The organism is Kluyvera sichuanensis, from assembly GCF_014218705.1.
In the GTDB taxonomy this organism is placed as follows: domain Bacteria; phylum Pseudomonadota; class Gammaproteobacteria; order Enterobacterales; family Enterobacteriaceae; genus Kluyvera; species Kluyvera sichuanensis.
In genome coordinates this window covers 87,495-100,672 of the sequence record NZ_JABBJF010000009.1, presented here as the reverse complement: position 1 = coordinate 100,672, position 13,178 = coordinate 87,495, and the positions used below count along the sequence as shown (strand labels likewise).

The 13,178-nt window shown below is 55.7% G+C and carries 14 protein-coding genes and 1 other annotated feature; of the genes, 13 read left to right on the top strand and 1 reads right to left on the bottom strand.

Annotation, left to right across the window (positions count from 1 at the left end):
• Positions 1 to 4: 4 nt before the first annotated feature.
• The 9 genes from dnaN to HII27_RS12280 all read left to right on the top strand — a co-directional run bounded on the left by dnaN (position 5) and on the right by HII27_RS12280 (position 10,838).
• A complete protein-coding gene (gene dnaN / locus HII27_RS12320) occupies positions 5 to 1,105 on the top strand; it encodes a DNA polymerase III subunit beta (protein ID WP_035896448.1) in 1,101 nt (366 codons plus the stop codon).
• Positions 1,105 to 2,178, top strand: a complete 1,074-nt coding sequence (gene recF, locus HII27_RS12315; RefSeq protein ID WP_185668151.1) for a DNA replication/repair protein RecF — start codon at positions 1,105 to 1,107, stop codon at positions 2,176 to 2,178. The genes dnaN and recF overlap by 1 nt, the downstream gene beginning before the upstream one ends.
• A 28-nt stretch (positions 2,179 to 2,206) precedes the next feature.
• Positions 2,207 to 4,621 carry a DNA topoisomerase (ATP-hydrolyzing) subunit B gene (gene gyrB, locus HII27_RS12310; protein WP_185668150.1) on the top strand — a complete coding sequence of 805 codons (2,415 nt, stop codon included), beginning with the start codon at positions 2,207 to 2,209 and terminating at the stop codon, positions 4,619 to 4,621.
• Positions 4,622 to 4,757: 136 nt separating this feature from the next.
• Positions 4,758 to 5,159 carry a YidB family protein gene (locus tag HII27_RS12305; protein ID WP_123650970.1) on the top strand — a complete coding sequence of 134 codons (402 nt, stop codon included), beginning with the start codon at positions 4,758 to 4,760 and terminating at the stop codon, positions 5,157 to 5,159.
• Positions 5,160 to 5,280: 121 nt separating this feature from the next.
• A complete protein-coding gene (gene yidA, locus HII27_RS12300) occupies positions 5,281 to 6,093 on the top strand; it encodes a sugar-phosphatase (protein WP_185668149.1) in 813 nt (270 codons plus the stop codon).
• A gap of 171 nt (positions 6,094 to 6,264) precedes the next feature.
• On the top strand, positions 6,265 to 7,296 hold the full coding sequence (locus tag HII27_RS12295; RefSeq protein WP_396401356.1) for a hypothetical protein: 1,032 nt from the start codon (positions 6,265 to 6,267) through the stop codon (positions 7,294 to 7,296).
• A complete protein-coding gene (locus HII27_RS12290; RefSeq protein WP_185668148.1) occupies positions 7,293 to 8,423 on the top strand; it encodes a BamA/TamA family outer membrane protein in 1,131 nt (376 codons plus the stop codon). Before HII27_RS12295 ends, HII27_RS12290 begins: the two co-directional genes overlap by 4 nt.
• A gap of 8 nt (positions 8,424 to 8,431) precedes the next feature.
• Positions 8,432 to 9,547 (top strand): DUF4056 domain-containing protein, encoded by a 1,116-nt coding sequence (locus HII27_RS12285; RefSeq protein WP_317983850.1) that lies wholly within the window; start codon positions 8,432 to 8,434, stop codon positions 9,545 to 9,547.
• A 64-nt stretch (positions 9,548 to 9,611) separates the two neighbouring features.
• Positions 9,612 to 10,838: a DUF3748 domain-containing protein gene (locus tag HII27_RS12280; protein WP_185668147.1), complete on the top strand. Its 1,227-nt coding sequence runs from the start codon at positions 9,612 to 9,614 to the stop codon at positions 10,836 to 10,838.
• A gap of 1 nt (position 10,839) precedes the next feature.
• Here HII27_RS12280 and HII27_RS12275 read toward each other — a convergent pair whose 3' ends face one another.
• Positions 10,840 to 11,169: a YceK/YidQ family lipoprotein gene (locus tag HII27_RS12275; RefSeq protein WP_185668146.1), complete on the bottom strand. Its 330-nt coding sequence runs from the start codon at positions 11,167 to 11,169 to the stop codon at positions 10,840 to 10,842.
• 241 nt (positions 11,170 to 11,410) lie between these two features.
• Positions 11,411 to 11,487 (top strand) — a sequence feature (ROSE (Repression Of Heat Shock gene Expression) occurs in the 5'-region of heat shock genes and acts as an RNA thermometer to modulate expression.).
• On the opposite strand from HII27_RS12275, the gene ibpA reads away from it, so the two are divergent.
• From ibpA to HII27_RS12255, 4 genes are all read left to right on the top strand, one after another.
• On the top strand, positions 11,481 to 11,894 hold the full coding sequence (gene ibpA, locus HII27_RS12270; RefSeq protein ID WP_035896433.1) for a small heat shock chaperone IbpA: 414 nt from the start codon (positions 11,481 to 11,483) through the stop codon (positions 11,892 to 11,894). Its footprint overlaps the feature before it by 7 nt.
• A 100-nt stretch (positions 11,895 to 11,994) precedes the next feature.
• Positions 11,995 to 12,423, top strand: a complete 429-nt coding sequence (gene ibpB, locus HII27_RS12265) for a small heat shock chaperone IbpB (protein WP_185668145.1) — start codon at positions 11,995 to 11,997, stop codon at positions 12,421 to 12,423.
• 87 nt (positions 12,424 to 12,510) lie between these two features.
• Complete coding sequence (locus HII27_RS12260) at positions 12,511 to 12,813, top strand: type II toxin-antitoxin system HigB family toxin (protein WP_185668144.1); 303 nt, start codon at positions 12,511 to 12,513, stop codon at positions 12,811 to 12,813.
• A gap of 4 nt (positions 12,814 to 12,817) precedes the next feature.
• Positions 12,818 to 13,177, top strand: a complete 360-nt coding sequence (locus HII27_RS12255; protein WP_185668143.1) for a helix-turn-helix domain-containing protein — start codon at positions 12,818 to 12,820, stop codon at positions 13,175 to 13,177.
• Position 13,178: the final 1 nt, after the last annotated feature.

Here is a 13,178-nt window from a genome sequence, read left to right as displayed (position 1 = left end):
TCCTATGAAATTTACCGTAGAACGTGAACATTTATTAAAACCGTTACAACAGGTGAGTGGCCCGTTAGGCGGGCGTCCGACATTGCCGATTCTGGGTAACCTGTTGCTGCAGGTCGCGGACGGCACGCTGTCGCTGACCGGTACCGATTTGGAAATGGAAATGGTAGCGCGCGTGGCGCTGCTGCAGGCACATGAACCGGGCGCGACTACCGTTCCGGCACGTAAATTCTTTGATATTTGCCGTGGCCTGCCGGAAGGTGCTGAGATTGCTGTACAGCTGGAAGGCGACCGTATGCTGGTGCGTTCTGGCCGTAGCCGCTTCTCGCTCTCTACGCTGCCTGCTGCCGACTTCCCGAACCTGGACGACTGGCAGAGCGAGGTTGAGTTCACCTTGCCGCAGGCGACCATGAAGCGCCTGATTGAAGCCACGCAGTTCTCGATGGCGCATCAGGACGTTCGTTATTACTTAAACGGCATGTTGTTCGAAACCGAAGGTGAAGAACTGCGTACCGTAGCCACCGACGGCCACCGTCTGGCAGTCTGCTCCATGCCTATCGGGCAATCGCTGCCGAGCCATTCGGTGATCGTGCCGCGTAAAGGGGTGATTGAGCTGATGCGTATGCTCGATGGTGGCGATACGCCGCTGCGCGTGCAGATCGGCAGCAACAACATCCGCGCGCACGTCGGTGACTTTATCTTCACTTCCAAGCTGGTTGATGGCCGTTTCCCGGATTATCGCCGCGTATTGCCGAAGAATCCGGACAAACATCTGGAAGCCGGCTGCGATATTCTCAAGCAGGCCTTTGCCCGCGCGGCGATTCTCTCTAACGAGAAATTCCGCGGCGTGCGCCTGTTTGTCAGCGAAAACCAGCTGAAAATTACCGCTAACAACCCAGAGCAGGAAGAAGCAGAAGAAATTCTGGATGTTTCCTACCCGGGCACCGAGCTGGAAATCGGCTTTAACGTCAGCTACGTGCTGGACGTTCTGAACGCGCTGAAGTGCGAGAACGTGCGCATTCTGCTGACCGATTCCGTATCGAGCGTACAGATTGAAGATGCCGCATCACAGTCGGCTGCCTATGTTGTTATGCCAATGAGACTGTAATGTCGCTCTCCCGCCTGTTGATCCGCGATTTTCGCAATATTGAAAACGCGGATCTCGCGTTATCTCCTGGCTTTAACTTCCTGGTTGGCGCTAACGGCAGCGGCAAAACCAGCGTGCTGGAAGCCATCTATACGCTCGGCCATGGCCGGGCGTTTCGCAGTTTGCAGATTGGCCGCGTTATCCGCCACGAGCAGGAATCATTTGTCCTGCACGGTCGCCTACAGGGCGCGGAGCGTGAAACCTCTATCGGTCTGACCAAAGACAAGCAGGGCGACAGCAAGGTGCGCATCGACGGTACCGACGGCCATAAAGTGGCCGAACTGGCGCTGCTGATGCCGATGCAACTGATTACGCCCGAGGGGTTTACTTTACTCAACGGCGGCCCCAAATACAGAAGAGCGTTCCTTGATTGGGGATGCTTCCACAACGAAGCCGGATTCTTCAACGCCTGGAGCAACCTGAAGCGGTTGCTCAAGCAGCGCAACGCCGCGCTGCGCCAGGTGAGCCGCTACGCGCAGCTTCGTCCGTGGGATATGGAACTTATCCCACTGGCCGAGCAAATCAGCCGCTGGCGCGCGGAATACAGCGCCGGTATCGCCGAAGATATGGCGGATACCTGCAAACAATTTCTCCCGGAGTTCTCTCTGACCTTCTCCTTCCTGCGCGGCTGGGAAAAAGAAACTGACTATGCCGAAGTGCTGGAGAGAAACTTCGAACGCGACCGTATGCTGACCTACACGGCACACGGCCCACACAAGGCGGACTTCCGCATTCGCGCCGACGGCGCGCCGGTGGAAGACACCTTATCGCGCGGGCAGCTTAAGCTGCTGATGTGCGCGCTACGCCTGGCACAGGGCGAGTTTTTAACTCGCGAAAGCGGGAGACGCTGCCTGTACCTGATAGATGATTTTGCCTCGGAACTTGATGATGCGCGGCGTGGCCTGCTGGCCAGCCGTTTAAAAGCTACACAGTCTCAGGTTTTCGTCAGTGCGATCAGCGCTGAACACGTTCTGGACATGTCGGACGAAAATTCGAAGATGTTTAACGTGGAAAAGGGTAAAATAACGGATTAACCCAAGTTTAAATGAGCGAGAAACGTTGATGTCGAATTCTTATGACTCCTCCAGTATCAAAGTCCTGAAAGGGCTGGATGCGGTGCGTAAGCGCCCGGGTATGTATATCGGCGACACGGATGACGGCACCGGTCTGCACCACATGGTATTTGAGGTTGTGGATAACGCTATCGACGAAGCGCTCGCTGGTTACTGCAAAGATATCGTTGTGACTATTCACAGCGATAACTCCGTTTCCGTACAGGATGACGGCCGTGGTATCCCAACCGGTATTCACCCGGAAGAGGGCGTTTCTGCTGCGGAAGTCATCATGACCGTTCTGCACGCAGGCGGTAAGTTCGACGATAACTCCTATAAAGTCTCCGGCGGTCTGCACGGCGTGGGTGTTTCCGTAGTTAACGCCCTGTCCCAGAAGCTGGAACTGGTTATCCAGCGCGATAACAAAATTCACCGTCAGATTTACGCGCACGGCGTGCCGCAGGCACCGCTGGCCGTGACCGGCGATACCGAAAAAACCGGTACTATGGTGCGTTTCTGGCCGAGCTACGAAACCTTCACCAACGTCACCGAGTTCGAATACGAGATCCTGGCAAAACGCCTGCGCGAGCTGTCGTTCCTGAACTCCGGCGTCTCTATTCGTCTGCGCGATAAGCGTGACGGTAAAGAAGACCATTTCCACTACGAAGGCGGCATCAAGGCGTTCGTTGAGTACCTCAACAAGAACAAAACGCCAATCCACCCGAATATCTTCTATTTCTCCACCGAAAAAGACGGTATCGGCGTCGAAGTTGCGCTGCAGTGGAACGATGGCTTCCAGGAAAACATCTACTGCTTCACCAACAACATTCCACAGCGTGATGGCGGTACTCACCTTGCAGGCTTCCGTGCGGCGATGACCCGTACCCTGAACGCCTACATGGACAAAGAAGGCTACAGCAAAAAAGCGAAAGTCAGCGCCACCGGTGATGATGCCCGTGAAGGTCTGATTGCGGTGGTTTCCGTGAAGGTACCGGATCCGAAATTCTCCTCTCAGACCAAAGATAAACTGGTCTCCTCCGAGGTGAAAACGGCGGTAGAACAGCAGATGAACGAACTGCTGAGCGAATACCTGCTGGAAAATCCGTCGGACGCGAAAATCGTGGTCGGCAAAATTATCGACGCGGCACGTGCGCGTGAAGCGGCGCGTAAAGCCCGTGAAATGACCCGCCGTAAAGGCGCGCTGGACCTCGCAGGCCTGCCGGGCAAACTGGCAGACTGTCAGGAACGCGACCCGGCGCTGTCTGAACTGTACCTCGTGGAAGGGGACTCAGCGGGCGGCTCTGCGAAGCAGGGGCGTAACCGTAAGAACCAGGCGATTCTGCCGCTGAAGGGTAAAATCCTCAACGTGGAGAAAGCGCGCTTCGACAAGATGCTCTCCTCTCAGGAAGTCGCCACGCTGATTACCGCGCTGGGCTGCGGCATCGGTCGCGACGAGTACAACCCGGACAAACTGCGTTATCACAGCATCATCATCATGACCGATGCGGACGTCGACGGCTCGCACATTCGTACGCTGTTGTTGACCTTCTTCTATCGTCAGATGCCGGAAATCGTTGAACGTGGCCACGTCTACATTGCACAGCCGCCGCTGTACAAAGTGAAGAAAGGCAAGCAGGAACAGTACATCAAAGATGATGAAGCGATGGACCAGTACCAGATCTCCATCGCGCTTGATGGCGCAACCCTGCACACCAACGCCAGCGCACCAGCGTTAGCGGGTGAGCCGCTGGAAAAACTGGTTGCCGAGTTCAACGCGACCCAGAAAATGATCAACCGTATGGAACGTCGCTTCCCTAAAGCGCTGCTGAAAGAGCTTATCTATCAGCCAACGCTGGTAGAAGCTGACCTGTCCGACGAACAGAAAGTGACGCGCTGGGTGAACGCGCTGGTGACCGAGCTGAACGAAAAAGAACAGCACGGCAGCCAGTGGAAGTTTGATATTCAGCACAACGTTGAACAGCAGCACTTCGAGCCGATTATTCGCGTCCGTACCCACGGCGTGGATACCGACTACGTGCTGGATAGCGAGTTCGTTAACGGTGGCGAATACCGTCGTATCTTCACGCTGGGCGAGAAACTGCGTGGCCTGGTGGAAGAAGATGCGTTCATCGAACGTGGCGAACGCCGTCAGCCGGTTTCCAGCTTCGAGCAGGCGCTGGATTGGCTGGTGAAAGAGTCCCGTCGTGGTCTGGCTATCCAGCGTTATAAAGGTCTGGGCGAGATGAACCCGGATCAGCTGTGGGAAACCACCATGGATCCAGACAGCCGCCGTATGCTGCGCGTGACCGTGAAAGATGCGATCGCCGCTGACCAACTGTTCACCACCCTGATGGGTGATGCCGTTGAGCCGCGTCGTGCCTTTATCGAAGAGAACGCCCTGAAAGCAGCGAACATCGATATCTAATCCGTGTGGTCGCCCGGCCAACGCCGGAAAACCAACGCCAAAAACGCCTGAATTTTTTCAGGCGTTTTTTTATGCCTGTCCCCCACGAACTATACTTCTCTACGTCTTCTCTTAACCGTCATTCTGAGGTGGAAAAATGGGGCTTTTTGATGATGTCGTAGGTTCGCTGCTCAGCGGCGATGCGGGTAAATATCAGGCTATCCTGAGCTGGGTAAACGAGCAGGGCGGTATTCAGGCGCTGCTGGAGAAGCTGCAAAGCGGCGGGCTTGGTGACATTGTTTCATCCTGGATAAGCAATCAGCAAAGTAATCAATCGATTAGCAGTGACCAGGTCGTCTCGGCGCTTGGCGCGCCCGCCGTGTCGGATCTGGGGGAAAAGCTGGGCACCGATGCCAGTTCTGCCTCAACGATGCTGGCGGAATATCTGCCGAAAATCGTCGATGCGCTGTCGCCAAAAGGCGAAGTGGACCCGCAGGCGCATAACGATTTGCTGTCAGCGGGCATGGATCTGCTGAAAGGCGGCAAACTCTTCGGTTAACGATGCGGCAAAAGAGGAGCACGCTTCTTGCGTTGTATCCCCGTTTTAAGCGCGGTTGGCTACTGTTTTTTGAGCTAAACCGAGTTAGCATGACAACAGACTCATCTAACCTGGGGATCTCATGGCTATTAAACTTATTGCAATCGACATGGACGGAACATTGCTGTTACCGGACCACACTATTTCTCCTGCGGTAAAAAACGCGCTGGCTGCAGCACGTGCAAAAGGGGTTAACGTGGTCCTGACCACCGGGCGTCCGTACGCCGGTGTGCACAGCTACCTGAAAGAACTGGGGATGAACGAGCCGGGAGATTACTGCATTACCTATAACGGCGCGCTGGTGCAGAAAGCCGGCGACGGCAGCACCGTGGCACAGACCGCGCTGAACTACGATGACTACCGCTTCCTGGAAGAACTGTCGCGCAAAGTCGGCTCTCACTTCCACGCGCTGGACCGCAATACGCTGTACACCGCGAACCGTGATATCAGCTACTACACCGTGCACGAATCCTTTATCGCCACCATCCCGCTGGTCTTCTGCGAAGCCGAAAAAATGGACCCGGCAACCGAATTCCTCAAGGTGATGATGATTGATGAACCGGCCATTCTGGATAAAGCGATTGCCCGTATCCCGCCAGAAGTCAAAGAGAAATACACCGTGCTGAAAAGCTCGCCGTACTTCCTCGAGATCCTCGATAAGCGCGTGAACAAAGGTACCGGCGTGAAGTCGCTGGCCGATGTGCTGGGCATCAAGGCGGAAGAGGTGATGGCGATCGGTGACCAGGAAAACGACATCGCGATGATTGAATACGCGGGCGTTGGCGTGGCGATGGATAACGCGATTCCGGCGGTGAAAGAGGCGGCGAACTTCGTCACTAAATCAAACCTGGAAGACGGCGTTGCCTGGGCGATTGAAAAATACGTCCTGTCCTGATTTTCCCGTTGCCCGGCATCGTCCGGGCACTAACCTTAAGATTGTTTGCAAACTTGTTATTGTATTATCAGGTGTGAAACCGCACGGAAGTCCCCCAAATTAGTCCGTAATTTCTTTACTCTCCCCCCTCTTTTATCTCCGGGCAGATCTGCCTGTAAATACGTTTCTTTTATGATCAACAAACGCATCCGTCTGGTGCTGATGATGTCATCCTGTACGGTTTTTCAGACCTGGGCTGCGACGGATTCTGACTCGACGCTGACACCGCTTTATGGCTATCAGGATGATAGTCAGGTCACCCCTTTGCCTGCGAAACCTGTGGCCGCTGCGCCAGAAGAAAGCCACTCCGTTTTACCCTTCTTAGGCGACGAAGCGCGTAAGCGCGGCTATCAACTGCCATTACCGTTTGGCGTGAATATTAACTACATGAATATCCGGCAGAATATTGATGTAGATAGTATCAATTTTAACGGCCTCTATTTGGGCACGAAGTCGCTGGATAACGCCTTTAAAATCAACGTGGGCAATACCCGCGAAAGAAGCAAAACCGAAACGGTAAAGCTGGATGCCTGGCTGCTGCCGTTTATGAACGTATATGGCCTGGTGGGGTATACCGATGGGCATTCCGTTTCGCAGATTGGTGTTGATGTGCTTGGGCCAAATGGGCACTCCATTCCACTGCTGCCAAAGTATAAAAACCAGCTGCAAAACCTGGCCTTCCAGCTCGACTTTAAAGGCACCACCTACGGCATCGGCACCACGCTGGTCGGCGGCGTCGGCAACTGGTTTACCGCCTTCGACGCCAACTACACCCAGACGCAGTTCGATATTCTGGATGGCAGCATCGACGCGTTCACTATTTCTCCGCGCATTGGCTACCGTTTTAACACGCCGGGCATCGATACCCTGCATCTGCCTTCCGGTAAGTTAAACCTGTGGGTGGGCACTATGTATCAGGACGTGCAGCAGGAATTTAAAGGCAGCCTGAGCGATCTCACTATGCCGTCTGCGACGCTTCAGGAAATGGTGAATGCGGCGAACCGTGATGGCAAAGGCCGCTTCGACGTAAAACAGCATCTGTCGTCACCGTGGAACGTGCTGGTCGGGGCGCAATATGAGCTTACCCGCAACTTCAACGTCACCACTGAGATTGGTTTTGCCGACCGCAACAGCTTCTTTGTGGCGGGAGAGTATCGCTTTTGACACGCCTCGCGCTGCTCCTGCCTTTTTGTCTGTTTGCCGGTCAAGTTCAGTCGGCGCTGCCCACTCGCGATCAGGTTGATGGCTGGCTGAAAACGCTGGGGGCTAGCGATAACTTTGATGCCAGCAAAGGCATTGATTGGGGCGTGATGCCGGGGCCATTTTACACCCCGGAGCTAGGGCTCGGCGTGGGCACGGCGGTGGTGGGTATGTACCGCCCCGACCCTCATGATACGGTCAGTCAGAACTCAACGCTGACGCTAAGCGGCTACTTCAGTTCGACCGGTGCATTTGGCGTTACGATGCAGAATTACGCTTTTTTCGCCGACGATCGCTGGCGTTTCTTCCTTGATGGCTCCCTGACTGACACCCCGACCTACTACTGGGGACAGGGCTTCAGCGCGGGAGATAAAGACAGTAAGAAAGCGCAGTATACCGCCCAGGATCTCGACCTGCGCCCGACGCTGTACCGACAGCTGGCACCGAACGTTTATCTGGGTATTGGCTGGTCGCTGAATGCCCAGCATGCGACGCAAATAGACGATAACGATCCGCCAAAAATCAACGATACTGCCCAGGGCGCGTCGGTGTTGAGCTCCGGTAGCAGCGTTGATCTCAGCTGGGACGACCGCGATTTCGTCCCTAATCCGCGCAAAGGGCAGTACGCCGATCTCCGCTACACCCGCTTTACCCCAGATGTCGGCAGCGATACCCGCTTTGATGAATACCAGCTTCACTACAGCCGCTATCACTCGCTGGACGACAACAACGTGCTGGCGTGGGAGATGGATGGCGCGTTTACCCAGGGCGATGTTCCCTGGACGATGATGCCGCTGCTCGGCAGCAATCAGCGGATGCGCGGCTACTACGAAGGCCGCTACCGGGATAAAAACGTCGTCAGCGGTCAACTGGAGTACCGCCGCAAGCTCGACTGGCGGCACGGCGTCGTTGGCTGGCTGGGGGCGGGCACCATGGGGCCATCGTTCCACGCGCTGGACGATGGACGCTGGCTGCCCTCGGCGGGCGTTGGCTATCGTTTTGAGTTCAAGCCGCGCGTGAACGTCCGGCTGGATTACGGCATTGGCAAAGGCAGCAGCGGTTTTTACTTTCAGGTAGGAGAAGCATTTTGAAGGCGTGGGTGAAAACAATATCGCTGCTGGCGCTGTGCGCCGTGACGCAGGTCTACGCCGCGCTGCCGGTAGCGCTGGATTTAGCTACTCAGGCCACTTCAAAGGCCAGCAGCGCCTGGCCCGCCATGCCGCCGCAGCCGCTGCCAAAAGGGCTCCGTCCGTGCTGCGCCTTTGGCTACAACCTGCACGCAGAGTTGCTGGGCATGCCGGTACCGTTCTACCAACTGGATAACGTGGCCTATGTCAGCCATCTGGGGCAGCATCAGTACAACGATAAGATGCTGGCTGGGCTCGAGAATCTGACCGGCTTAAGCGGTGAGAATAATGGCATTCTCTACACCGCTCGCGGTGGTTTCATTGATACCGCCCACGTCCGCGATACGGCGGATATGACGGTCTATATCTTTAGCCAGCTGCTGCCGCGGCTTGGGCAGGCGTTTACGCTCGATCTGGAGAGCGAGCTGGCGCAGCGTCGCCTGGTCTTTACGGCTTTTATTCCCCCCACCGATCCCGCTGAACGTTACACGCTCGCCGCCTGGCTTGCGGCGCATCTGGCGTATCAGGTCGCCGAGTGGCACGAAATTGCCCAATGGTACGGTTTTGAGTCCGTTTCCGGCTTTTCGGAGGGGGTTTCCGCTTTTTCGCCGGAAGATCTCTACTCAAACCTGCTAGGCGCGCGCTTAGCCGTCTCGCTGATCCTCGACGGACAGACCGTTTCCCAGGGCGTCTACAATGCGGCGATGGGCACGGCGCTCAGCCAGGCGCTCATGCATCTGGGCGCTCAGCCCCCAGCGATGACTCGCTTCCATTTCGATATGCTTGACGGCCGCTGGTGGAACAGCCAGCGTCGTGTCCCGGAGAAATATCTGGTGCTGCATCGTAACTTCCAGATGGGCGACAATCGCCTGCCAACGCGTATACCGGGCGAGCAGAGCGTGCCGCAGCGCCTGACGCTGCCGCATCGCTGGCAGGGCATCAACCTTGCCGACCTTGGGCAACTTCAGCTATGGCCGGGCGCGTCTATGAAGCAGCTTCCGCGGCCGCCGGCGCGTTACTACACCGCGGAGGATTTTTCTGCTCTGGCGGCCAGCGCGCAGCAGGCGGATGCTCAACCCCGCCGCTAAAGGCTTATGGGTTCGCGCCCCCGCGTGGTAAAAAGAGGCGGTATCTTTCTACCGGGACTCCGTCATGAAACAAATCACCTTTGCGCCGCGCCATCATCAGCTTACTAATACCCGAACCTGGACGCCGGACAGTCAGTGGCTGGTCTTCGACGTCCGGCCGTCTGGCGCCTCGTTTACCGGTGAAACCATTGAACGCGTGAACGTACATAGCGGTGATGTTGAGGTGGTTTATCGTGCGAGTGAAGGCGCGCACGTCGGCGTGGTCACGGTGCACCCGTCTGAAGAACGATACGTGTTTATCCACGGCCCGGAAAACCCGGACGCCCAGTGGCAGTACGATTTTCACCATCGTCGCGGCGTGGTCACCTCGCTGGGGAAAACGCAAAACCTGGATGCGATGGATATCACCTCTCCCTATACCCCCGGCGCGCTGCGCGGCGGCAGCCACGTTCACGTCTACAGCCCATGCGGGCAGTTCGTCAGCTTTACCTACAACGATCACGTGATGCACGAATACAACCCGGCGCTGGATCAGCGCAACGTGGGCGTGGCGGCACCCTATGGCCCGGTCACGCCGAGCGGCCAGCACCCGCGTGAATATGCCGGCAGCCACTGGTGCGTGCTGGTGAGCCAGACGACGGCGCAACCGCAGCCCGGCAGCGATGAGATCAACCGGGCCTACGAAGAAGGCTGGGTTGGCTCTTCCGCGCTGGCCTTTATCGGCGATACCGTTTCACTTACCGGTGAGAAAGTGCCGGAGCTGTTTCTGGTCGCGCTGCCGCGCGACGAGGCGGGTTGGAAACGGGCGGGGAGTGCGCCGCTATCCGGAACGGCAACTACGCTGCCTGCGCCGCCTGCAGGCGTTCGTCAGCAACGGCTGACCTTTACCCATCAACGCGCTTTTCCTGGGCTGGTGAACGCGCCGCGCCACTGGGTGCGGAGTAACCCGCAGGGGACGCAGATTGCGTTTCTGATGCGCGATGATAGCGGCGTGGTGCAGCTATGGCTTATTGCGCCAGAAGGCGGCGAACCGCGTCAGTTGACGCATAATACGTCGGATATCCAATCGGCGTTCAACTGGCATCCGTCAGGAAACGGGCTGGGGTTTGTGCTGGAGGGGCGTATTGCAATGTGCGATGCCGCGTCTGGTGCGGTGACCTTTTTAACGGCAGATCACGCAAATCCACCGTCGGCGGATGCGGTAGTTTTCTCGCCTGATGGTCAGCATATTGCCTGGATGGAAGAGGTGGCTGGCTTCCGCCAGCTATGGATGACTGAAACCCACCGCTGAATCAAGGCGCGGGCATCGGGGCTGGCGGAATAACCGAATTGGTCGCCAGCGTCTCCTGTTCGCTCTTTTCCACGCGGGAGCGTACGGAGTTGTCCTTACGGAAGAAGTCCCACGGCAGCAGCACCGTATCCATGACCGCCGTAAACGGCATATCGATGGCGACCAGTGATTTGGCGACCCAGCCACTATCATCATCGCCCAGCATCGCGGCGCTCGCTCGGGTGCCAGGATAGGTCCCCTCTTTGCCGCCGGTATGCGACATCACGCTGGAACACCCTCCTGATAAGAAGATCCCCCCAACCAGCGCGGCTTTAATCAGAACATTTTTCATAGTGAGTTCTTCTTGTCACGGGCATAAAACAGCCCTTCTCCGGGTTATATCCACCCATTGCCAAAATAGGAAGTACCAGCTTGCCGCTCTGTGGCGGCTGTCGCACTTTGGCCTTTTGTGCCATACCCCAGTCTAAGCGCTCTGGGGGAAAGTGCAAAAAAAGTAAGACATGAGGACTTGAAAATGGTTCTTTCCGCCACATTTTATAGGTGTAGCCAAGAGGAACACGCCTTCGGGGTGTTTGGGCTTCAACAACCTGTCCATGATGGAAGGTGATTAATTTCTCGCTGATTTTCAGGAGCTATTTAACTATGCGTAACTTCGACTTATCCCCGTTATACCGTTCAGCCATCGGTTTTGATCGTCTGTTCAACCTGTTAGAAAACAATCAAACGCAAAGCAACGGCGGCTACCCTCCGTACAACGTTGAACTGGTTGATGAAAACCACTATCGCATCGCGATTGCCGTGGCCGGTTTTGCGGAAAGCGAGCTGGAAATCACCGCGCAGGACAACATGCTGGTGGTAAAAGGCGCGCATGCCGCAGAGCAAAAAGAACGCACCTATCTCTATCAAGGCATCGCCGAGCGTAACTTTGAGCGCAAATTCCAGCTTGCGGAGCACATCCACGTGCGTGGCGCAAACCTGGTGAACGGCCTGCTGTATATCGAACTGGAACGTGTTATTCCGGACGCGGACAAACCGCGCCGCATCGAAATTAATTAATTCTGTCGGGCCGCCCGTGCGGCCCCGTTAGCTAAACACTCAATCGGCTTGCCGTCAGGGAGCCGGAAGGTACTTACTCGCTTCTTAGAAGGAGAAAACAATGCGTAACTACGATTTATCCCCACTGCTGCGTCAATGGATCGGTTTTGACAAACTGGCGAACGCGCTGCAAAGCACCAGTGAAGGCCAGACCTTCCCACCGTACAACATCGAAAAAAGCGACGATAACCACTACCGCATTACCCTAGCGTTAGCCGGGTTCCGTCAGGAAGATCTGGATATTCAGCTCGAAGGCACGCGCCTGACCGTAAAAGGCACGCCAGAGCCACAGGAAAAAGAGACCAAATGGCTGCACCAGGGGCTGGTTACCCAGGCCTTTAGCCTGAGCTTCACCCTGGCAGAAAATATGGAAGTCGCCGGTGCGACCTTTACCAACGGCCTGCTGCATATCGACCTTACCCGCAACGAGCCGGAAGCTATCGCGCCACAGCGCATCGCCATTAGCGAGCGTCCAGCGCTGAATAGTTAACAGAATTGCCCAATTAGCCCCGAGAAATCGGGGCTTTTTTTTGCGCACTCTCTTGATCTAGTCCCATTTTGGGACCATGATGAAGACGTGAAGATTATCGCTATAGCAACACTAAGGGATTTTTGGACGGCAAATCCGGACGCAGAACAGCCGTTAAAAGCTTGGGTAGACGAGGCAAAGAAGGCCAACTGGACTACCCCTGCAGAGATTAAGGAACAGTACCGCACGGCCAGCATCCTGAAAAACAGGCGTGTGGTATTCAACATAGCGGGGAATAAATATCGTCTCATTGTCGCCATCGCTTATCAACGCGGTGTGATATTTGTGAAGTTTCTTGGCACGCATAAGCAGTACGACGCCATCGATGCTGAGACAGTGAGTATGGAGTAACGACATGACTATTAAGCCTATTAAAACAGAGCAAGACTATAAAGCGGCGCTTAAGGCCGTTGAGCCTTACTTTGATAATGAACCTGCCATTGATACACCGGAAGGTGACTATTTCGAAGTGATGTGCCTGCTTATTGAAGAGTATGAAGCTAAAAATCACCCTATTGACCCACCAGAACCGATTGAAGCCATTCTGTTTCGCATGGAGCAGCAAGGGTTAACGGTCAAAGATTTGGAGCCTGCCATCGGCAAATCTAATCGTGTTTATGAAGTTCTGAAAGGGACACGGACTCTCACACTGCCGATGATTCGCCGCCTGCATAAACAATTTGGTATACCGCTTGAAAGTCTTGTGGGCATTTAAT